Here is a 20331-nt window from a genome sequence, read left to right as displayed (position 1 = left end):
CTCGAGGTCACCGGCCTGGGCGATGAGGAGCGGATCGTCGGCCGCCCGGTCGACGGCGGCCTCGAACCACGGCCTGGCCTTCTCGGCGAGGCCGGCGATCGTGTCGACCGCACCCCGCGCGAGCCCGGTGTCGATCGCCGCGTGCAGCAGTTGCGCGCGGGTCCCGTACGTGCTCGGCCGGGCCAGGAGCCCCGTGTAGTCCAGCACCAGATCCGGATCCACCACCACGTCGTCCAGGTCGACCGTTCCGCTACTGGTGGTGCGTTGACCGAAGGCGTCCCAGTCGGTGCCGATGGTCACCCCTTCCGCGCCCGCCGGAACATAGGCGATGACGCTGCCGCCGTCCGGCCCGAGCGCCCGCACCGCCAGGATGTCCGCGAAGATCGCACCGGTGCAGTAGAACTTGGTGCCCGAGAGCACCAGCCGTCCCGTGCTGCGGCGAAGTGCGGTGGAATCGTCCCGCGTCGTCCTTCCCCCGAGTTCGGTCTGGGCGTTGGCGACCAGGGCACCATGAAGCACACGCTCGGACAATGATCGCCGCAGGACGTCCGAACCCCCGCGCCAAGCGGCGTCGAGGAACGTGAAATGGCTCTGCGGGATCTGTGCGAGGCTCCCGTCGGCGGCGGCGATCGTGGCGGTGACCGCCGCGACGGTGGAGACGGGTAGACCCGGACCCCCGTACTCCGTGGGTACCGTCAGTGCGAACAGGCCTGCGGCTGACAGCGCCTCCACCTGCTCGACGGGCAGCGCCTTCTCGGCATCACGCACGCTCGCACCCGCGGCGACGGCGGGGGCGAGCGCGCGCGCCGTGGCGACGGCGGACTCGCTCGTGATGGCTTCTCTTTCGCTGACGCCGAGCGCCATCAGCTGTAGAGGGTGAAGGCCGGAGCGGTGTGGTTCAGGGTCCAGTCCCCGATCTCTCGCGCCTTGTAGGCCACCGGGTCGTGCACCGTGTGGGTGCGCGGGTTCCGCCAGTGCCGGTCGAAGCCGTAGGTGCTGGACGTGGCCCGTGCTCCCTGGATCTCGAACAGGCGCGAGGCCACCTCGAGCGAGACCTTGGTGGTGACGAACTTGGCTTCCGCGATCGCGATCGCGGTCTCGGCGCGTTGCTCCGCACTGAGGCCCGGGCCGAAGTCCAGGGCCTGCTGCAAGGCGGCACCGGCCCGGTCGGCCAACAGAGCCGCGCCGGTGATCCGTGCCCGTTGCTCACCGATCAGTTCAAGGATGTACGGGTCCTCGGTCGCCGAGTCGAGTCCGGAGGTCTCCCACGGGCTCGCGTTGAGTCTCGTCCAGTCGAGCGCCTCGGTGAACGCACCCTCGGCGGTGCCGATGTAGAAGTTGACGAACGCCAGCTGCCAGTGCGGTGTCACCAGCGTCTGATACGGCGAGAACCCGGGCGGGGAGTCCGGATCGCCCAGGATCTCGTGGCGTTCCACCCGGGCATCACGGAATTCGACTCCTCCGGAGTCGGTCAGCCGTTGGCCGATGGCGTCCCAGTCGCCGTCGGGCTCGAACCCGGGGCGATCGGTGGGCAGGGTGAGGAACACCAGGTCGCCCTGGAACGACGCGGTGACCGAGAGATGGTCGGCCACGCTCGCGCCCGATGCGAATGTCCGGCGCCCGTTCAGCCGGAAGGCGTCGCCGTCACGGGTGAGCTCCAGGCCGTCGGCTCCCCGCGGGTTCTGGACGCCGCCCCAGAACAGCTTCTCCTCCGCGTTGCGTCGTGAGAGTGCCTCGGCCTGCTCGGGCGTACCGAACAGGTGCGGGATCCGCTGTTGGGCGTAGTGGTACCCGATGAGGTGGGCGATGGAGGTGTCGCCGCGTGCGATACGGCGGGTGATCTGCTGAGACTGAGCGAAATCCAGTCCCGAGCCGCCGAACTCGACGGGCTCGCCCACCTGCAGCAGGTCGTGCCGGCGGAGCAGGTCGATCTCGGCGGTGGGCGCGGCGTTCGCGCGGTCACGTTCAGCTGCGGTCACGCCCAGTTCCGCGGCGACCAGATCGGCCCGCCGGAGAGCGTCGTCGAAAGCGGCCTGGTCGCCGGAGGTGCGCTGCCCTGAGTTGATGGTGGATGTCATCGGTGTCGTCCTTCTGTGATCGGGGAATGGGTGGGCTCGGGCTGAGTCGTGTCAGGTGGCGGGGACGAGGACGCCGTTACGGGCGAGTTCGGACTCGAGCCGCCCGCTGGCGAGCAGGTCTGCCTCGAGTTCGCGGACGAGCGGAAGGATGGTGGCACCGAAGTACTCGACGTCGTCGATGCAGTGCAGGAAACCGAGGAGGAAGAGGTTCACACCCCGCGTCTTGTAGGCGACGATCCGCTCGGCGATCTGCTCGGGGGTGCCGATGAGTCCGGTCCGGAAGCCGTCGTTGTACTGCACGAGGTCCGAGAACTCAGAGTCCTGCCACATCCCCTTGCCGTCGCCGGTCGCACTCCCGGCCTGTCTGACGGCGGATCCGAACCCCTCGACCGCCTCGCGGTCGGCCTTGGCGACGATCTCGCGGAGGACATCGCGGGCCTCGACCTCGGAGTCGCGACCGATGAGAAAGCCGTTGAGCCCGAACTTGACGGTGCGACCGTGCAGGGCGGCCTCGGTGGTCACCTCGACCACCTGCTCGGTGAGTCCGTCGAAGTCCTTGCCGTTGCTGAAGTACCAGTCGGAGACCCGGCCGGCCATGGCCCGAGCGGCCGTGGAGTTCCCACCCTGGAAGATCTCGGGATGGGGCCGGCCCGGAACGTCGAGCGGCTTCGGTCTGAGGTCGAAGTCGTGCAGGCGGTAGAAGTCGCCGGTGAACTCCGCGTGGTCGTCGGTCCAGATGGTGCGGAGGTATCTGATGAACTCCTCGGCTCGGCGGTATCGCTCGTCGTGTTCCAGCCACGGCTCACCCAGCTTGGTGAACTCGTCCTTGAACCAGCCGGACACCACGTTGACCGCGGCGCGGCCGTTCGAGAGATGGTCCGCGGTGGCGAGCCATTTCGCCAGGACACCCGGTTGCCACAATCCCGGGTGGACAGCGGCGATGACCTTCAACCGCTCGGTCGCGAGAAGCAGCGCCAACGAGAAACTCGTCGACTCCTGCTGGTACGCGGCTCCGTAGGACGCGATGTACCGGACCTGGGTGAGCGCGTAGTCGAACCCGTTGTTCTCCGCGGCGACCGCCAGACGCCGGTTGTAGTCGTAACTCCAGTCGGTACGCTGCTCGATCGTCGACACGACCAGCCCTCCGCTCACGTTGGGCACCCAGTAGGCGAACTGCAGTGGTGCGGCGGCGGTCTCGAACTGTTGCTCAGGACTGATTTCGGGCATGGCTGATCAGGACTCCTCACGAGTTGGTCGGGGACGAAAGCGAACCGGCTCACCGGGCGATCGAGGTCCTCGCCTCACCGGTGCTGCGGCCGTGCGGTAAGTCTGCGCACTGAGGCCGCCGACGTCGACGATTCGGATCTCGGTGGTGCTATTGGCAGTGGATCGCCGGGATCAGGAGCCGCCCCCCGACAGTGTCGGAGAACCCGGCGTCACGACGCGCGCGCCACGTCTGAATCATCGGGTCCCGCCTGTATCCGACTGAGACAACTCCGAGACCTGAGTCGGGAATACTCAACTACGGCGGTGAGTTGAACCGTGTGCGATCCCGGAGACGCCGGGCGCATCCCGACCAGTCCTGAAGGAGACCATCATGGCCACCACCACCCGTTTCGATCCGTTCCGTGAGCTCGATCGCCTCCTGGGCGAGGGGCTGCGCAGCGCGACCGCCTCCACCTCGCTGCCGATGGACCTGTACAAGGAGGGCGATCGCTTCGTGGGCCTCATCGACCTGCCGGGCGTCGATCCCTCCAGCATCGACATCGACGTGGAGGACCGCACGCTCACCGTCCGTGCCGAACGCCGCGCGCCCGCGGAGGGTGATGCCCAGTGGCTCATGCATGAGCGTCAGTCGGGCACCTTCGCCCGGCAGCTCGCCCTGGGCAAGGGCCTGGCGACCGACAAGATCGAGGCCGACTACAGCGACGGCGTGCTGCGCCTGGTGATCCCCGTGGCCGAGGAGGCCCAGCCGCGCAAGATCTCCGTCTCCCACGGCGCCCGGAAGGCCGAGCAGGCAGAGATCGTCGAGGGTTCCGCCGACCTCGGGAGCTGACCGCGGTTCTCGTGTCCACCTGACCACCGCCCGGCCCCCCACCAGGCCGGGCGGTGGTTCTCATCCGGCTCGCGCACCCCGGCCGCGTCCACGCGCTCACCTGCCGCCGCACGGCGCACCGGGATCACCCACCACCACCAGTACATCCGTCGCCCGGGACAGCCCCACGTACACCCTCTCGCGGACCCGGTCCATGCCGTCGTGGTGGTTGCACACCAGCACCACGGCGCGGCGCTCCAGGCCCTTGAACCCGAGCACGTGGCCGTAGAAGATGTCCTCGCCACTCCAGAACGTCTCCCAGTAGGTGTCATTCCCGCCTTCCTGCAACTCGACCTGCATCGGGTGCCGCGATCCGGTGGTCAACAACGCGACGTCCCGCGGTTCCCAGCCCTCGTCGAGCAGTCGCATGGCCTCGTCGTCGCCGGCCGACACGGGGTCGGCGCCCTCCGGCACCTCGACGTAACGGACCGCGGGCCCCGAGCCGCCGCGCAGCTCCATCCGTTGTCCCACCAGGGGCAGGAAGGCACTGGCGATCTGACGCGTGTTACGCAGATTGTGATCGAGCACCAGCGGCACCAGGTCGACGGGCGGCCGACCGGTCCGCTGGAACACGCTCTGCCCGGCGTCGCCGACGATCATGAGACGGCCGAGCTCACGATCGCGCAGTGCACCGATCACCGGACGCCACCAGCTGTCGGCGAAGTCCTGGGCCTCGTCCACGATCACGGCGTCGAACCTCTTGCCGTCGGGCAGTTCGTCGGCGAGCTCCGCCATGAGGCGCGGGAGCTCCTCCTCCCACCACCGGACCGTCTCCTCGGACCGCACCCGCTCGTCGGGCCCGGCAGGAGCTCCCCACTCGACGCCCAGCGCGTGGAACTCCCCCACGTACGCAGGCCGTTCGCGTCTCGTCCATCCGCTCGTGACGCGTCTGAGGTATCCCGCGAGGCCGTGCGAGTAGCAGATCAACGCGACGCGCTGCCCGGCCCTCGACAGACGCCGCGCCTGCTCGAGTGCGAGGTAGGTCTTGCCGCTGCCCGCGCCACCACGGATCTCCACGCGCGGCAGTGCGTCGACCGCCCGGAGGAGCACCGATTGCTCGCGGGTGAGCGCGTCGGCGATGTCGGCGTTCTCCGCGGCGCGGGCCACCACATCCCGCTGCGGCAGTCCCCGGCCGCCGAGGACGTCCGCGAGGCGGGTGACGGTGTCCGCGGCGAGGAAGGGTCGATCCCTCGGCCCGGAGTTCCGCGCGAGACGGTAGGCGAGGGTGGCGAGCTGGTCGAGTTGATCACGATCGACGATTCGTTCGCGCTGTATGTCGGGACGTGCGAAATCCCCCGGGATCGAAGCGTGGGGGAAGACCAGCATGTGGGTCCAACGCTGGTGCTGCCGCGGCCATCGTGGGTCCGCGTCGACATGACCACGCAGGGCGTAGAGGGCATCTCGACACTGGGTGACGGGATCGATCGTGTGCTGCTTGCCGCCGGTCCCCTGTCGCCACCGGCCGTCCTCGATCGTGATCGATCCCGCCTTGATCTCCATCGCCACGATCCCCGCCCCGGGCATGGCCACGAGGACGTCCACCTCGTGCTCCTTCTCCGCGGTGGAGACGCGCTGCCCCACCACGATCAGGCTGTCGTCGGAGAGTTGATCGCACAGGAGCTCGACGACCTTCTCCTCGGAGGGGTGGCCGTAGACGGGAGTGTCGGGAATGACGCGGGGCATGTTCCAGGAGTACCCGCCCGCGCCTGCGGATCGGGTCGAATCGCCGGGTCCTGCCGACACCGCACCGCGGTGAGACCTTCGCGACACCGTGTCAGCATGATACTGACATGGTGTTAGCATCTTCTCCGTTCCCGATGTCGATGCCGGAAGGCCTCCATGTTTCTCGCCCTACGCGAACTGACCTTCGCGCGATCCCGATTCACCCTGATGGGCTCCGTCGTGGCCCTGATCAGCGTCCTCATGGTTCTCCTCGCCGGGCTGTCCTCGGGACTGGTCAACGACGGCGTCTCCGGCCTGCAGCGCATGCCCGTCCAGGCCGTCGCGTTCGCTCCCGAGACCCGCACCGACTCGGCGTTCACCCGATCCGTGGTTGGGCCCGACCAGGTCGAGGCCTGGGCCGCACGACCCGACGTGTCGGTGGCCACACCGATGGGTCTGTCGATCATCAACGCCAGGACCTCCTCCGGGACCCCGGTGGACCTCACCCTCATCGGCGCGGACCCCGAGGGCCCGCTCGTTCCCGAGGTGGCCGAGGGCCGGGCGCCCGCGTCCGACGGGGAGATCCTCATCAGCGCCACCGCCGCCGATTCCGTCGGCCCGGGCGACACGGTGACGGTCGACCGACTGGGGATCCCCCTCGAGGTCGTCGGCATCGCGGCCGCCCAGCACACCTTCGGCCACGTCGACATGGCCTTCACCACCCTGGCCACGTGGCAGGACGTGCACGCTGGCACCCGCTTCGGCGAGGAGTCGCGCGCCGGCGCCCGTGAGGAGTACAGCGTCGTGGCCCTCGCCGGGGTCGACGGCGAGTTGCCCGACCTGGCCACCGGCGATGCCGCGGCCGACACCTCGGCGCGCACCCTGGAGGAGTCGTTCGACTCCTCGCCCGGATACCAGGCCGAGATGATGACGATGTCGATGATCACCTGGTTCCTGTACGCCATCTCAGCGCTGGTCGTCGGTGCGTTCTTCGCCATCCTCACCGTCCAGCGATCCCGCGAGATCGCTGTCCTGCGCGCCATGGGCGCCTCGACCGTGCGACTCCTGGGCGACGCGATCGGGCAGGCCTTCATCCTGCTGGCGGGGTCCATCGCGGTCGGTGTGGCCATCGGCGTGGGAGTGGGGTCGTTCCTGGTGGGCACCGGCATGCCGTTCGCCCTCGAGACCGGACCCATCGCACTCGGAGCCGCCCTCCTCCTGACTCTGGGACTGGTCGGCGCCACCCTCGCCACCATCCGCATCACCGCCGTCGACCCGCACAGCGCACTGGGAGAGAACCGATGACCACCACCACACACACCGGCGACGCCTCCACCCCGGGCCTTCGCCTGAGCGGTGTCGAATTGACTTTCCGGGACGGCGACCAGACCGTCTACGCGCTGGCCGGTGTCGACGTCGAGGTGGCCCGTGGCGAGGTCCTGGCCGTGGTCGGCCCCTCCGGAGCGGGCAAGTCGAGCCTCCTGGCCGTGGCCGGCGGACTGCTGTCCCCGACCTCAGGCACCGTCGAGGTGGGCGGCCGCGACATCACCGGTCTCGGTCGCCGGGACCTCACCCGGTTCCGGCGCGACCACGTCGGGTTCGTGTTCCAGTCCGGCAACCTTGTGCCCGCTCTCACCGCGCGCGACCAACTCCGGCTCGTGGGAACACTCGGCGGAGACCGGTCCCGGCGTCGCGATCCCGACCACCTGCTCGAGGCCGTCGGTCTGACCCACCGCGCGCGCCGCCGCCCGGCCACCATGTCCGGCGGCGAGCGTCAGCGGGTGGGCATCGCCCGCGCCCTGATGTCCTCGCCGGATCTGCTGCTGGTGGACGAACCCACCGCCGCGCTGGATCGCAGGACCAGCCACGACGTGGTGCGCCTGCTCGCGGAGGAGACCCATCAGAACGGCGTCGCGACGGTTCTGGTCACGCACGACCACGAGATCCTCGAACACTGCGACCGGGTCCTGGAGATGGTCGACGGGCGGCTGCACGCGCACGTGTGACCTGATGGACACGTATGATCGGGCCTCCGCCGAGAAGGTGACGGGAGACCGACATTCCACGTATCGACGCCCCCACCGTGGGCGAACACCGGGACGCCAAGCGTCGGGTCCTGCTCGACGCGGCCCGGTCGATGCTCTCCGAGGCCCCCGGTACCCCTCCCGACATCAACGAGCTGACCGCCCGGGCGGGCATGACACGGTCGAACTTCTACACCTACTTCTCCTCGCGCGCGGAGTTGGTCGTCGCCGTGGCGGAGGACCTCATGCCACGGTGGATCGACACCGTCACGGGAGCAGTTCGTGACGCAGGCGGCGGTCGCCGGGGGGTCGTGGCCTACGTGCACACCACGCTGGATCTGGTCGCCGCCGGTGACCACGCGATCCTCACCGCGCTGGCCGCGCAGCTCCCCGACGGCCCGGCACGCGAGCGGCTGACCCGGATGCACACCGAGATGACCACCCCACTGCGCGAATCGCTCGCCGAGTCCTCCCGCTCCGATCCACAGTTGACCACCGAGCTGGTCATGGCCGTGACGTTCAAGGCCTCCGAACTCATCGAGGGCGGGCGGCCACTGGACGAGGTACTCACCGCGGTGGACGCCCTGATCGATCCGCCCGGGTGAAAGGCGAGGTGGCACGGCGACGGGGTCGTGTCCCACGGTCGCGCGTCACCCCGGCCCGATCGCCCACCCCGTCGTCATCTGCCCGGCGAACACCGGCAGCCGCGCGAGGATCCGGTTCTGCTCGGCCCGCGGCCGGAAGCCCACGTCCAGGTAGCCCGGTGCCTCCGCCGGCCGGTCGCGCACGAGCGACCGGAACGCCGGCACGAGATCCTGCTCGATGTACTCCCAGCGCGGTTCCCTGTCGGCCCAGTTGAACGCGGGCAGCGGGGTGTGCAGCACCGTCGGTCGGCCGTTGACGTCCGCGCGCACCGACAGCGGGCGGAACCCACCCAGGGTGGAGGCCCCGGGGATATCGGGGGAGCCGCCCACCGTGGTGATGTAGGTGAGCACCCGACCGACGTCCCCTCGGCCGGCCGCCGTCGCGTCCCACTGGTCGGCGATGATCTGGTTCTGCTCCCGCGACGCCATCCGCAGCAGCGCCTCCGACCTGCCGTCCGGTGAGCCCTCGTCGAGTCCCCGCCAGGCCTCGAGCGCGTACTCGTCATACGCCCCGCCCGCCGCGAGTTCCCTGACCGCCGGCAACCCCCCTGCCAGGTAGGCCTCGTGCATCGGGACCATGTCCATGAAGATGTTGCGCTGCATGATCAGCAGCCGGTGCAGGTACCAGTCCACGTCCGGTCGCGTGAGCGTCGGACCGGCGGTGGCCAGTAATCCCACGTCGCGCGGCATCCCGGCCGCCAGCTCCCACGGCACTCCACCGAGGGCGTCACCGACCCCGGTCCCCACCTCGTGCACCCCGGGCACGCTGAGCACGCCCCCCACCTCGTCGAGGTCCCAGAACCCGGCGGCGAACGACATCCCGGCCATCCCGGCCATCCCGGTCCACCAGAACCCGTCGTGGGAGTTGTACAGCCGCAGGTAGTTCACGTACACCTTGTCGACCGTCTCCAGGTTCGCCTCCAGCCCCCGGGCCGGCTCCCACTCGTCGAGGTCGATCCCCGCGTTCTGGGCACCGACGACCAGCCAGTACTGGCGGGCCAGGGTCCCGTATCGCTCCGGCGCCACGCCCGCGGCCCGCACCACGTCCAGCGCCGCCCCCAACTCGTCGCGATCGGTGGTCATGGAGGTGGAGAAGCCTCCCGCCGACTCACCGTGCGGGTTGTCGGCCGCGACGTCCAGGTAGACGGCATAGGGTTGCGCGCTGACGTGGGCCGGCAGGTGGACGAACGCCAGGACGGCCACGAGGAATGCGGCGATGACCTCGCCGAAGACGCGTTGGGATCGAGTCGTCACTGGTCCCCCGAACCGCTGGATGTGATTCAGGTCACTCTAAGCCAGTCCGGCCGGGCCCGCGACCGGACACGCGGAGCCGCCCACCCCGATGAGGCGGTTCGGGGTGACAGGGGCAACAATGAACCCCGTCCATCGTCGATCAGCTTTCCAGGTGACAAGGAAGTCCACGTGAGCACCTCCATCGATCAGGCCCCGGCCCGGAGCGCAACCCGAGATCTCGCCCAGATCGCGGTGTTCGCCGCCCTCATCGTCGTCCTCGGTCTCCCCGGTCAGATCAGCATCGGCTCCGCCGGGGTGCCGATCACGCTGCAGACGCTCGGCGTCATGCTCGCCGGCGCCCTTCTGGGCTGGCGCAAGGGACTGCTGTCGGTCCTCGCGGTGATCGTGATCGGTCTCGCGCTGCCCGTCCTCGCCGGCGGTCGCACCACACTCACCGCGCTGGCCAGTCCCACCGCGGGTTTCCTCATCGGCTGGCTCCCGGCCGTCGTCGTGATCGGCCTGCTCACCGCGATGCTGATGCCGCGGTACCGGCTGATCCCCGGGCTGCTCATCAACATCCTCGGCGGCATCGTGGTCATCTACGCCTTCGGCGTGGTGGGCATGCTGATCCGCACCGAGCTGACGTTGACGGCCGCGATCGCGGCGAACGGCGTCTTCCTCCCCGGCGACCTCGTCAAGGCGGTCATCACGGCGGTCGTCGCCGTGCAGGTCCACAAGTCGCGGCCCGGTCTGATCGCCCCGCTGCGTGGGCGTCGTCCGACCCCCGCGTGACCGACCCCCGCGTGGCCGACGACCGAGGCACCGAGATCCGCTTCGACGGCGTCAACCACGCCTACGGTGACCGGACCGTCCTCGCCGACATCGATCTCGTGCTGTCCGAGCGGCGAATCGGGATCGTCGGCGTCAACGGCGGGGGCAAGTCGACGCTCGCGCGGATGATCAACGGGCTGGTCGTCCCCACCTCGGGCACGGTGACCGTCGACGGCCTCGACACGCGCCGCAAGGGCGCGCAGGTGCGCCGCCGGGTCGGCTTCTGCTTCACCGACCCCGACACCCAGATCGTCATGCCCACCGTGGCGGAGGACGTCGAGTTCTCCCTGCGCCGATCGGGCCTGAACCGCGAGGATCGACGACGACGGGTCGACCAGGTGCTCGCCACCTACAACCTCTCCGATCACGCCGATCACCCCTGCCACCTCCTGTCCGGCGGGCAGAAGCAACTACTCGCCCTGGCGGCGGTGCTGGTGATCGAGCCCTCGGTGATCGTGGCCGACGAACCCACCACCCTGCTCGACCTCCGCAACCGCGCGCTGGTGGCCGAGACTTTCGCCGGACTCCCCCAGCAGCTCGTGGTGGTGACCCACGACCTGGACCTGGTGGCCGACTTCGACCGCGTGCTGGTGGTGGACGGCGGCCGGGTGGTGATCGACGACGCCCCCGCGGCCGCGCTGTCGGGGTACCGCCGGATCGCGCTGCGTCCGGGCTCGGGTACCGGATCGGGATCGGGATCGGGATCGGATACCGCTTCGGGGCCGGGGGTCTAGGTGTTCGCCACCTACCAACCCGGGCACTCGCTGCTCCACCGCCTGCCGGCGGGCCTGAAGATCCTCCTGGTCTGCGCGCTGATCCTCGCGGTGTCGCTGTCGGTGCGGGACGCCTGGCACGTGCTGCCCGCGCTGGGGTTCGCCGCGGCGCTCTATGCGATCGGGCGCATCCGGCCGCGCGCCGCCTGGGACCAGGTGCGTCCGGTGCTGCCGATGTTGCTCGCGATCCTGGTGTTGCAGTGGATCGTCGCCGACCTCGACACCGCTCTGCGCGTGAGCGGTGCGCTTCTGGTGGCGGTGGCGGTGGCGGGCCTCGTCGCGCTGACCACCAGGGTCTCGGACATGCTCGACGCGGTCACCCGGGCCGCCCAGCCACTGCGCCGCGTCGGGGTCTCGCCGGATCGGGTGGCGCTCGTACTGGTCCTGACGATCCGGGCGATCCCCCTGCTCGCCCGGCAGCTCCGGCAGGTGACCGAGGCCCGCAAGGCGCGCGGTCTGGGCATGTCGATCAGGGCGCTGGTCGTACCCACCGTCCTCGGGGCGCTCACCACGGCCGACCAGCTCGGCGACGCGTTGGCGGCCCGCGGCGTCGACGACTGAGCGCCCCGGCGGGGCGAACTCCGGGGCCGAGCCCACCCTCCTCGGCGAGTGGTCGCAAATACGCCGAGCGGGAGAATTCGCCCTGGGCAAACGCGATCGAAATCGACCACTCGCTGCCGCTGGCGTCGTACCCACATGCCACCATGAACGCCATGTCCGCGCTGGCCCGCTTCTTTGCCCTCACCCGGCTGAACGCGGAGTCTCCGACCCTCGCGCTGCTGCGCAGCCCGCTTTGGCCGCTGATTGTGGCGGTTCTGAGGGAGATGTTCGAGGGCTCCTCCCGCCGGGTACCGTCAGCGGAGCTCTACGAGTTCCTCGACAGGACGTTGCTGGCGGTGCGCGACTCCGGTGCGGATCTTCCCGGGACCGCACAGTCCTACGTGCGGGCGTGGGTGGACGCCGGCTGGATGCTCAGGCGTCCAGGAACCGCCGCGACCGGCGAGACGGTAGAGCCCACACAGTCAGCCCTGGTGGCCGTGGACTTCCTCGACGGTCTGCAGACCCCGCGTCGCGGACTCACCGTCTCACGGGTCGAGACTCTGACCCGCCAGCTCGAGGACCTCGCCCGGGACACCGATCCATCGATCCAGGGCCGACTCGCGTCCCTCACCCGGGAGCGGGAGCGGATCGATGCCGCGATCGCGCGCGTCGAGGCGGGCGAGGTCGAACTCGCGGATCCCGAGCAGGTCCGGGAGAAGGTGGCCGAGATCCTGCACGGCGCGGACGACATCCCCGCCGACTTCGCACGGGTCCGCGCTGAGTTCGACTCGCTCAACCAGGATCTTCGTCGTCGTCTCCTGGACCAGGACGGTGCCCGCGGCGACGTGCTCGACGCGGTCTTCGGGGGTGTCGATCTCATCGGTGACTCGGAGGCGGGTCGGAGTTTCTCGTCGTTCTACTCGGTACTCCTCGACCCCGAGCGCTCCGCCTCGGTCGACGCGTGGATCAACGACATCCTGAGCCGACCGCAGGTGGCGGACCTCCCGCCGGCCGCGCGCCGCGAACTGCGCGCACTGTTCGAGGAGATGGAATCGGCGGGCGCCGAGGTCAACGGTGTCCTCACGTCCCTCTCGCGGAGCCTGCGGCACTTCGTCGCGACCGATGCCTACGTCGAACACCGTCAGATGATCGCCCTGATCCGGTCGGCCCGGTCCGCCGCGGCCGAGGCCAGCAGGACGAACGCTGCCCGACCGACCACGTCGATGTCCGTCCCGCTCCGCCGGATCGGCATGTCCGTCCGATCGGTGAGCGCCCTGCGCCTGAGGAACCCCGGGGAGGAACGCGTGGCGGCGGAGGTCTCCCACCACGACACGGGCACCGCCGACCTCTCCGCACTCACCGCGCTCGTGCGCGCCTCGGAGATCGACGAGGTCGAACTACGCGCCCATGTCGACGACGTGGTGAGCCGACTCGGACCGTCGTCCATCGGCACCGTCCTGCGCGAACACCCCGCCACCCAGGGCGTGGCCAGTGTGGTGGGCCTGCTCAACCTGGCCATCAGGGGCCACGTGCAGGCCCCACCGGACGCCCCGGACGCGACGGAGACCGTCACGTGGACAGGCGCGGCCGGTTCCGAGCACACCGCCCGGATCCCTACGCTGGTGTTCACCGCCGACCGATCGAACGAGGAGAACACGTGACGGCTCCCCCGGGAGACGGTGCCCCGCCCACCGCCGCCTCGACTGATGCCCCGGCCGACGACCGCGACGCGTTGTGGCCCGGTGACACCGGGACGCTGTCCTTCGCGTCCCGACGCGCGCTCGCCCGCCTGCTCACGGGTCCACTGGTGCAGGCGCATCGCCAGCCGGAGATCTGGGCAGCGGTCGTGTCCGACGAGCCCGCTCTCCGCTCCAGGCTCGCGGACGTGTTCCTCGATCTTGTCCTGGACCACGACGCCGGGATCGCGTTCACGCGCCAGGTCGACACCTCCGGCCACGTCGAAGTACCCGCTGTCCTCCGAACCGAGACCCTCTCCCATATGGACACCGTCCTACTCCTGCACCTGCGGTCGGAGTTGTCAGTGGCCCAGCCCGGCGAGCGGGTGATCGTCGACCGCACCGACGTCGCCGAACAGATCGACGTCTATCGCCGGGTGATCGACTCCGACCGGGCCCGCTACACCCGCAAGTTCGACGCCTCGTGGAACCGGCTCAAGACGTACTCGCTGCTCACCGAGACCGAGACCGAGGGACGTGCCGAGGTGTCTCCGGTCCTCCGGCACCTCTTCGATGCCGACGTGGTGGCGGGTATCCGCGACGAGTACCGGGGGTTGATCGCCGCGCACGGCGATGCCTCAGACGAGGGTGCCTCCCTGTTCGACGACGACGAGGCGGACGACGATGCCGGATGACCTGAAGTTGCCCGGTATGCCAAAGCACCCCGGGCAGAGGCGGCTCTCGCGAATCCAGGTGTGCAACTGGGGCACGCTCGACGGGTATCACGACGTCGCGGTCCCCAGGAAGGGCTTCCTGGTCACCGGCGGTTCCGGCTCCGGCAAGTCGACCCTGATAGACGCGGTCTCCGCCGTACTCGTCCCGCCCGCTCACCTCCGGTTCAATGCGGCGGCCCAGGAAGAGGCCGGCCGGGGCTCCGGGCGCACGCTCGTCTCGTATCTCCGCGGCGCGTGGCGCCGAGGGGCCGACGGCGAGACGGGCGACCTCGCCTCCGTCTACCTTCGCCCCAAGGCCACGTTCTCGGCCATCGCGCTCACCTACTCGAACGGGACGGGGAGCAGTGTGACGCTGCTGCTCCTGCTCTACGCCCGTTCGGGCGACAACTCCGCGACCGGGATCAAGCGCCTCCACGGCGTCGCCGAGCACCCCTCCGACTCCCCCCTTGATCTGACGGAGATGTTCGGTCACCTGCGCAACGGGATCGACAAGCGAGCGCTCAAGCGCGAGTTCCCGGACATCAGGTTCCACGACAGCTATTCGGCCTTCGCCGCGGCGTTCCGGCGCCGGCTGGGCATCGCGTCGGAGGCCGCGCAGTTGCTCCTCCACCGGACTCTGTCCGCCAAATCCCTGTCCAGCCTCGATCAGCTCTTCCGGGACTTCATGCTCGACGAGCCGGACACGTTCGCCGTGGCCGACCGGGCTGTCGAGCAGTTCGCCGAACTGCGGGAAGCGCACCGGTCGGTGGTCGACGTCCGTAGACAGATCTCTCACCTCGAACCGCTCGCGGACCTGAGTGCCTCCCGGATCCAGGTGCTGGGGAGGGCCGAGGAACTCGACGCCGAGAGCTCGGCCTTCCCGGCCGTGCAGGTGGCCGTCACCACCGCGCTGGTCGAGGAGGAGCTGTCGACCGCGCGCGGAGCCCTCGTCGCCGCCGAGGCCGCCGTCGCCACTGCCCGTGATCAGCTCGACTCAGCCAGAACGACCAGCGACGACCTCCGCTCCCGGTTGCGGGGCAGTGCGGGCGCCGGGCGCGACGAGCTCGCGCGGGAGCTGGGCCGCGCGCTCGACCACGCAACGTCGGTGACCTCCCGTCGCGAACGGGCGGCCACGGAGCTCGAGCGACTCGGCGGCACACTTCCGGCCACCGCCGAGGACTTCGCCGTCCTCCTCGCCAGGCTCGACCGGGACGACGCGGACCAGGAAGCCGAGCGAGCGCGTGATCGGAAGAAGCTCCGCGAGGTCGCCGGGGACCTCAACGAGGAGTCGAGCACCCTCGCCCGTGTGACGGCCGACCTCCAGGCGCTGCTCCGTCACCGCTCGAACATTGATTCGCGCCTCTTGGCAGCGCGGGACCTGGTCTGTCGTGCGGCTGGGGCCAATCCCCGCGAACTCCCGTTCGCGGGCGAGTTGCTCGATGTGTCCTCCGAGCATGCGAGGTGGCGGCCGGCAGCCGAACGGGTGCTCTCCGGCTTCGCGCGGACGATGCTCGTCCCCGACCATCTCCGCGCCGCGGTCACGCGCGCGGTCAACGACACGCATCTGGGCATTCGGCTGGTCTACGAGGTCGTCGACACCACCGATGACTCGCCTGCCAAGAGGACCGGCCCGGACAGCCTGGTCCGAAAGATGGAGCCCGCCCCCGGTCCGTTCCAGCAGTGGATGCGTCGTCGACTCGCGAGCGAGTTCGACCTGACCTGCGTCGAGTCCTCCGACGAATTGGGCGCCCTGGAGCGGGCGGTCACCCTGCACGGCCTCATCAAGCGTGGTCGGAGGTTCGAGAAGGACGACCGACGCAGCATCGACGATCCGGCGGTCTTCCAGCTGGGTGGTCTCAACGACGCCAAGGTGGAGGCGCTCACCGCTCGGCGCGATCAGATCCAGTCCCGGATCGACTCCGCGGAGTGCCGGTGGGCGGCGCTGGAGAACCTCGACGCCGATCGACGCTCCCGGCAGCAGGCGGGAGCTGCGCTCCGCGGACTGCGGTGGGAGGAGATCGACTCGACCACCGCCCAACGACGGGCCGACGACGCCCGAGAGCGGCTCGACCGGTGGCGCGAGGCGCACCCGGAGGTTGCCGAGATGGAGCGGGAACTACGTGATGCCGAGGAGTTCCAGTCGCGGGCGCAATCGACATACGATGCGGCCACCGGTGACCGAGCAGTCGCGGCGAACCACGTCGCCGGGCTGCAGGCACGCCTCGCGCAATTGGCCGAGCGTAGTGCCTCCGAAGAGTCCCACGGTGCTGCCGATCCCGACGCCGCCGACCGGATCCGCGCGCGCCTGTCCGCCGCCACACGCAGGCTGACGGCCGACAACGTGCAGGACGTGTGTCAGCGGGCCGAACGCGCGATCGCGGTGGAGCAGTCGGCCACCGCCACCGAGCGCGACCGCATCCACCGGCGCATCACGGCGATCCTCACCTCATATCTCGAGATCTGGCCCACGATGAAGGCCGACCTCAAGTCGGACCCGGAGTTCGTCGGTGAGGCGGTGGAGGTGCTCGTCCGCCTGCGGCGGGACAGGTTAGCCGATTTCGAGGAACGCTTCCTCGGCCTCATCGGCGAGATGCAGACCCGCAACCTGGGCGAGCTCGCCCGCCGCATCCGCCGGGCCCGGTCGGAGATCGAAGCCAAGATCCGACCCGTCAACGAGTCCCTTCATCGATCGGAATTCCAGTCGGGACGCTGGTTGCAGATCGAGGTGCGGGACCGGCGCTCGGAGACCGTCACCGACTTCCTCGGTGACCTGGAAACGGCCCTGACCGGCGCACTCGACAGCCGCACCGTGGACGCCGCGGAGGCGGGTTTCGCCGTGATGTCACGTCTGCTCGACAAGCTCGGGTCGGCGGACGCCGGCGACCGTCGCTGGCGGCAGACGGTGCTGGACACCCGCAAGCACGTGGGGTTCATCGGCATCGAGATCGACGCCGACGGCGCCCCGACCAACTACCACGATTCCTCGTCCGGGCTGTCCGGCGGACAGGCGCAGAAGCTGGTGTTCTTCTGCCTCGCCGCGGCGCTGCGCTTCCAGCTGGCCGACATCGACGCCGACGTCCCCGGCTACGGGACGGTCGTTCTGGACGAGGCGTTCGACCGCGCCGATCCCGAGTACACGCGTCGGGCGATGGACGTGTTCACCGACTTCGGTTTCCACATGGTCCTGGCCACCCCGCTCAAGCTCCTGCAGACCCTCGAGCCGTACATCGGCGGACTCGTGGTGGTGGGCAACGACGACGGCAGCCACTCCCGGATCGAGCGCGTCACCTGGGACGAGGCCTGATGGTGGCTACCCGCTCGGAGCCGCGCGACCCAGACCAACTGACGGCCGCGTGTGCCACCCGGTTCGCCCGGGTCCACCGTCGGTGGCTCGCCGACCCCTTCGGCGGGGACGCCGAGGTCGTCCGGTTCAGCACGGCGCCGCCGACCGCCGCGAACGCAGCCGAAGACCCCAGTGGGACAGCGGCGTGGATCAGGCGATGGCGCGAGTTCGAGAGCACCCATGGAGGACCCGATGTCCGGCTGACCTGGGCGGACCGCCGCCTGCCCGGGTTCGGGGTCGTACCGCTCCCGCAACGCGTTGAAGTGGTCGGCGCCGACACCATCGCCCACATCGCGGACCGGGCGTCGCGGTGGGCTCGGCTGCTGAACCGCACGCTCCGGATCATCGACCTCGGGCCCGATCACTCCATGCTGCGCCGCGCCGCCGCAGAGACCTCGGCCACCTGGGAGGACTGGGAGGAGGGCGCGTTCGACCAGCTCCTGGCAGTGTGCCGCTGGGCACTCGCGAACCCTACCGCCGGGCGTCGTGCCCGCGAGATCGCGGTCCCGGGGGTCGACACCAAGTGGATCGAGACCCGGACCCGGGTGGTCGAGGCTGTGCTCGACGCCGCTCGGGCCGGCGTCGACGACGCGGTCCGCGGGACGGCCACCGGGCTGGGATTGCTGGGCCCGGACGTCCGCATCCGCATGAGGGTGCTTGATCCGGACATCGCGTTCCCGTTGCGTGACGTCGAGAGCCCGGTCGATCAGCTCGCCACTCTGTGGCGTACCTCGGGGGGACCGCCTCACCTCGTCGTCGTCGAGAACCTCACCACCTTCCTCGCCCTGCCGGACCTCCCCGAGACCGTCGCGTTGTTCGGCCGGGGGTTCGCGGTCGACGCCGTCGCCGCCCTGCCCTGGGCACTCCGCGCTCACATCGCGTACTGGGGCGACCTCGACTCGCACGGCTTCGCGATCCTCGACCGTCTACGCCATCACGCCCCGCACGCCGTGAGCGTTCTCATGGACACCGAGACCCTGGACGCATGGCGCGAGTATGCGGTGCCCGACCCCTCGCCGACCCGGGCCGCGCCATCGCGCCTCACACCGGATGAGCTCGACGCGCTCGAGGCGCTGACGACCGGCGGGGACCTCCGGCTCGAGCAGGAGCGCATCCCCTGGGACTGGGCGCTCCCGCGCCTCCACGCAGTGTGGAGCTGAGCCCGGACACCGTCGGCCAGGTCCCCTGGGGTCGTCAGGGCAGTCCGCGGACCCACCACTCGATCACCATCTTCTGAACGCTTCACGCGACGCGGTGAGTTGCGGTGATCGGGTCGCGTCGCCCGCAGGGTCGATGACTGGATCAATCGGCGCGCCTAACTCCGGGGCCGAGTCCACCCTTTTCGGCGAGTGGTCGCAAGTACGCCGAGCGGGAGAATTCGCCCTGCGCAAACGCGATCGGAATCGACCACTCGGCGGGGCGGGGTCGGCGGGGCGCGGTCGGCGCGGCGGTGCGGACGAGGCGCGGTCGGTCGAGCACTGCACGTAGCGCCGCTGTGTGAGACGCGGCGCTGAGTATCGTTGGGATCATGCCCCGCACCCATCGGAGAACCGCCCGCGGCACCTCCGCCCACGCCCCAGTCGACCGTCGCCCGGAGGCTTCCGCGGAGGTGGCCGTGCGCTCGTCCCCCGTCGCGGGTCTTCTCGGTTCGGTCTTCGGGGTCGCGGCGGCGGTGACGCGCCTGGCACGACCCAAGGCCCTGCACCCCAAGGGCATCGTCGCCCAGGCGACCCTGAGCGTGACCGGGGTCGGCCGAACCGGTTCACCACTCCTGGACATCACGGGCAGGTGGCCGGCGACGATCCGTTTCTCGCGCGCCGTGGGTCTGCCGGACGTCGTCCCCGACATCGGCGGGATGGCCATCCGCATCCACGCCGACCGCCCCGTCGACATCCTGCTCGCGAGCACGGGCCTGGGTCCGATCAGTCGTTACGTACTGACCACGGGATGGCGCACGACCGGCCGCACCATGACCTCGATGTTCCCCGTCAGGGTCGCCGGGCGGCAGCTGTTGTTGGCCGCCATCCCGACAGGCGACGGCGGCACGTGGACCCTCCAGCACGCCACTCCGCTGGGCAGATGGGAGACCCTCGGGCGTGTGACGGTGGACACCTGGGAGGACGACGACGAGAACCTGCACTTCGATCCGGTGGGGAACCGCCTGCCCGGATCGCGGTATCCGCGACTGCTCGGCGCGTTGCGGGATCCGTCGTACCCGGCGCCCGACAAGGGCCCGGAGACGACCTGATCCGCCCGAGCGCTCAGGATTCGGCCGCACCCCTGCGCCAGTAGCCCATGAACGACACGGCCCCCTTGGGGATCCCGGCGCCGTCCACGGCGAGGCGGCGCATCGCGCGGACCAGCCCCGCCTCCCCGGCCAGGAACACATACGGGTCCCCGGCGGAGACGGTGGTGGCCGTCTGCCATTCCCGCTCGGCGGGACGGCGCCCGTCGAGGACCGACTCGACGCATCCCTGACCCACGCCCAACAGTCCGGCGAGGTGATGGACGAGCGCGTGTCCCCGCTCACCGGACCGCGAGAACAGGGTGACGGTCTCCGGCGCCTCGGCCGACAGCGCGAGCACGTCGGCCGGTGTCGGCAACTCCAGGACGATCCGGACCTCTCTCGTCCCCCGTGGCTCCGCGGCCAGCTCCCCGGCGATGGACAGCAGGGCCGGCGCCGCGGTCTCGTCACCCGCGCACACCACCCGGCCGGCGG

18 protein-coding genes are annotated in these 20331 nt (G+C 70.1%); 12 read left to right on the top strand and 6 right to left on the bottom strand.

The annotated features are described in order from the left end of the window. From G6017_RS00790 to sfnG, 3 genes are all read right to left on the bottom strand, one after another. Positions 1-864: acyl-CoA dehydrogenase family protein (locus tag G6017_RS00790; RefSeq protein WP_182615438.1), on the bottom strand; the 864-nt coding region annotated here is incomplete at its 3' end. Continuing rightward, positions 864-2078: an acyl-CoA dehydrogenase family protein gene (locus G6017_RS00785; protein WP_182615436.1), complete on the bottom strand. Its 1215-nt coding sequence runs from the start codon at positions 2076-2078 to the stop codon at positions 864-866. The genes G6017_RS00785 and G6017_RS00790, both read right to left, overlap by 1 nt. A 51-nt stretch (positions 2079-2129) precedes the next feature. Beyond that, the gene (sfnG, locus tag G6017_RS00780; protein WP_179525123.1) at positions 2130-3305 is read right to left on the bottom strand and encodes a dimethylsulfone monooxygenase SfnG; all 1176 of its coding nucleotides are present in this window, start codon (positions 3303-3305) and stop codon (positions 2130-2132) included. 370 nt (positions 3306-3675) lie between these two features. Here sfnG and G6017_RS00775 point away from each other — a divergent pair, with 370 nt between their 5' ends. Continuing rightward, the gene (locus G6017_RS00775) at positions 3676-4134 is read left to right on the top strand and encodes an Hsp20/alpha crystallin family protein (RefSeq protein ID WP_107756271.1); all 459 of its coding nucleotides are present in this window, start codon (positions 3676-3678) and stop codon (positions 4132-4134) included. Positions 4135-4230: 96 nt separating this feature from the next. On the opposite strand, the gene G6017_RS00770 is transcribed toward G6017_RS00775, so the two are convergent. Next, positions 4231-5856 carry an AAA family ATPase gene (locus tag G6017_RS00770; protein ID WP_182615434.1) on the bottom strand — a complete coding sequence of 542 codons (1626 nt, stop codon included), beginning with the start codon at positions 5854-5856 and terminating at the stop codon, positions 4231-4233. Between the two features lie 156 nt (positions 5857-6012). On the opposite strand from G6017_RS00770, the gene G6017_RS00765 reads away from it, so the two are divergent. From G6017_RS00765 to G6017_RS00755, 3 genes are all read left to right on the top strand, one after another. Next, complete coding sequence (locus G6017_RS00765; RefSeq protein WP_179525121.1) at positions 6013-7140, top strand: FtsX-like permease family protein; 1128 nt, start codon at positions 6013-6015, stop codon at positions 7138-7140. Continuing rightward, positions 7137-7841: an ABC transporter ATP-binding protein gene (locus G6017_RS00760; RefSeq protein WP_179525120.1), complete on the top strand. Its 705-nt coding sequence runs from the start codon at positions 7137-7139 to the stop codon at positions 7839-7841. The genes G6017_RS00765 and G6017_RS00760 overlap by 4 nt, the downstream gene beginning before the upstream one ends. A 77-nt stretch (positions 7842-7918) precedes the next feature. Continuing rightward, positions 7919-8464, top strand: a complete 546-nt coding sequence (locus G6017_RS00755; RefSeq protein WP_179525119.1) for a TetR/AcrR family transcriptional regulator — start codon at positions 7919-7921, stop codon at positions 8462-8464. Positions 8465-8509: 45 nt separating this feature from the next. Here G6017_RS00755 and G6017_RS00750 read toward each other — a convergent pair whose 3' ends face one another. Beyond that, positions 8510-9757 (bottom strand): hypothetical protein, encoded by a 1248-nt coding sequence (locus G6017_RS00750; protein ID WP_182615433.1) that lies wholly within the window; start codon positions 9755-9757, stop codon positions 8510-8512. 168 nt (positions 9758-9925) lie between these two features. Here G6017_RS00750 and G6017_RS00745 point away from each other — a divergent pair, with 168 nt between their 5' ends. From G6017_RS00745 to G6017_RS00710, 8 genes are all read left to right on the top strand, one after another. Next, positions 9926-10528, top strand: coding sequence for a biotin transporter BioY (locus G6017_RS00745; RefSeq protein WP_182615431.1), 603 nt, complete (start codon positions 9926-9928; stop codon positions 10526-10528). Continuing rightward, positions 10525-11301 carry an energy-coupling factor ABC transporter ATP-binding protein gene (locus G6017_RS00740; RefSeq protein WP_347237796.1) on the top strand — a complete coding sequence of 259 codons (777 nt, stop codon included), beginning with the start codon at positions 10525-10527 and terminating at the stop codon, positions 11299-11301. Before G6017_RS00745 ends, G6017_RS00740 begins: the two co-directional genes overlap by 4 nt. Next, positions 11302-11901: an energy-coupling factor transporter transmembrane component T family protein gene (locus G6017_RS00735; protein WP_182615429.1), complete on the top strand. Its 600-nt coding sequence runs from the start codon at positions 11302-11304 to the stop codon at positions 11899-11901. A gap of 143 nt (positions 11902-12044) precedes the next feature. Beyond that, positions 12045-13541, top strand: coding sequence for a DUF3375 domain-containing protein (locus G6017_RS00730; RefSeq protein ID WP_182615427.1), 1497 nt, complete (start codon positions 12045-12047; stop codon positions 13539-13541). Further along, positions 13538-14251, top strand: a complete 714-nt coding sequence (locus tag G6017_RS00725; protein WP_338404171.1) for a DUF4194 domain-containing protein — start codon at positions 13538-13540, stop codon at positions 14249-14251. The genes G6017_RS00730 and G6017_RS00725 overlap by 4 nt, the downstream gene beginning before the upstream one ends. 16 nt (positions 14252-14267) lie before the next feature. After that, positions 14268-17573 carry an ATP-binding protein gene (locus G6017_RS00720; RefSeq protein ID WP_182615425.1) on the top strand — a complete coding sequence of 1102 codons (3306 nt, stop codon included), beginning with the start codon at positions 14268-14270 and terminating at the stop codon, positions 17571-17573. Continuing rightward, positions 17573-18772, top strand: coding sequence for a Wadjet anti-phage system protein JetD domain-containing protein (locus tag G6017_RS00715; protein WP_107756262.1), 1200 nt, complete (start codon positions 17573-17575; stop codon positions 18770-18772). The genes G6017_RS00720 and G6017_RS00715 overlap by 1 nt, the downstream gene beginning before the upstream one ends. A gap of 368 nt (positions 18773-19140) precedes the next feature. Beyond that, positions 19141-19860 carry a catalase family protein gene (locus G6017_RS00710; protein WP_194307673.1) on the top strand — a complete coding sequence of 240 codons (720 nt, stop codon included), beginning with the start codon at positions 19141-19143 and terminating at the stop codon, positions 19858-19860. A 13-nt stretch (positions 19861-19873) separates the two neighbouring features. On the opposite strand, the gene G6017_RS00705 is transcribed toward G6017_RS00710, so the two are convergent. After that, positions 19874-20331: siderophore-interacting protein (locus tag G6017_RS00705; RefSeq protein WP_182615423.1), on the bottom strand; the 458-nt coding region annotated here is incomplete at its 5' end.

Source organism: Dietzia sp. B44 (genome assembly GCF_014145245.1).
In the GTDB taxonomy this organism is placed as follows: domain Bacteria; phylum Actinomycetota; class Actinomycetes; order Mycobacteriales; family Mycobacteriaceae; genus Dietzia; species Dietzia natronolimnaea.
The sequence above is the reverse complement of the archived record's forward strand: the minus strand, read 5'-3'. Positions and strand labels throughout refer to the sequence as shown.

Coding starts and splice junctions, on each gene's coding strand:
- G6017_RS00770 (WP_182615434.1), bottom strand. CDS start 5,856: ATGCCCCGCGTCATTCCCGACACTCCCGTCTACGGCCACCCCTCCGAG.
- G6017_RS00710 (WP_194307673.1), top strand. CDS start 19,141: ATGCCCCGCACCCATCGGAGAACCGCCCGCGGCACCTCCGCCCACGCC.
- G6017_RS00715 (WP_107756262.1), top strand. CDS start 17,573: ATGGTGGCTACCCGCTCGGAGCCGCGCGACCCAGACCAACTGACGGCC.
- G6017_RS00785 (WP_182615436.1), bottom strand. CDS start 2,078: ATGACATCCACCATCAACTCAGGGCAGCGCACCTCCGGCGACCAGGCC.
- G6017_RS00775 (WP_107756271.1), top strand. CDS start 3,676: ATGGCCACCACCACCCGTTTCGATCCGTTCCGTGAGCTCGATCGCCTC.
- sfnG (WP_179525123.1), bottom strand. CDS start 3,305: ATGCCCGAAATCAGTCCTGAGCAACAGTTCGAGACCGCCGCCGCACCA.
- G6017_RS00760 (WP_179525120.1), top strand. CDS start 7,137: ATGACCACCACCACACACACCGGCGACGCCTCCACCCCGGGCCTTCGC.
- G6017_RS00730 (WP_182615427.1), top strand. CDS start 12,045: ATGAACGCCATGTCCGCGCTGGCCCGCTTCTTTGCCCTCACCCGGCTG.
- G6017_RS00720 (WP_182615425.1), top strand. CDS start 14,268: ATGCCAAAGCACCCCGGGCAGAGGCGGCTCTCGCGAATCCAGGTGTGC.
- G6017_RS00765 (WP_179525121.1), top strand. CDS start 6,013: ATGTTTCTCGCCCTACGCGAACTGACCTTCGCGCGATCCCGATTCACC.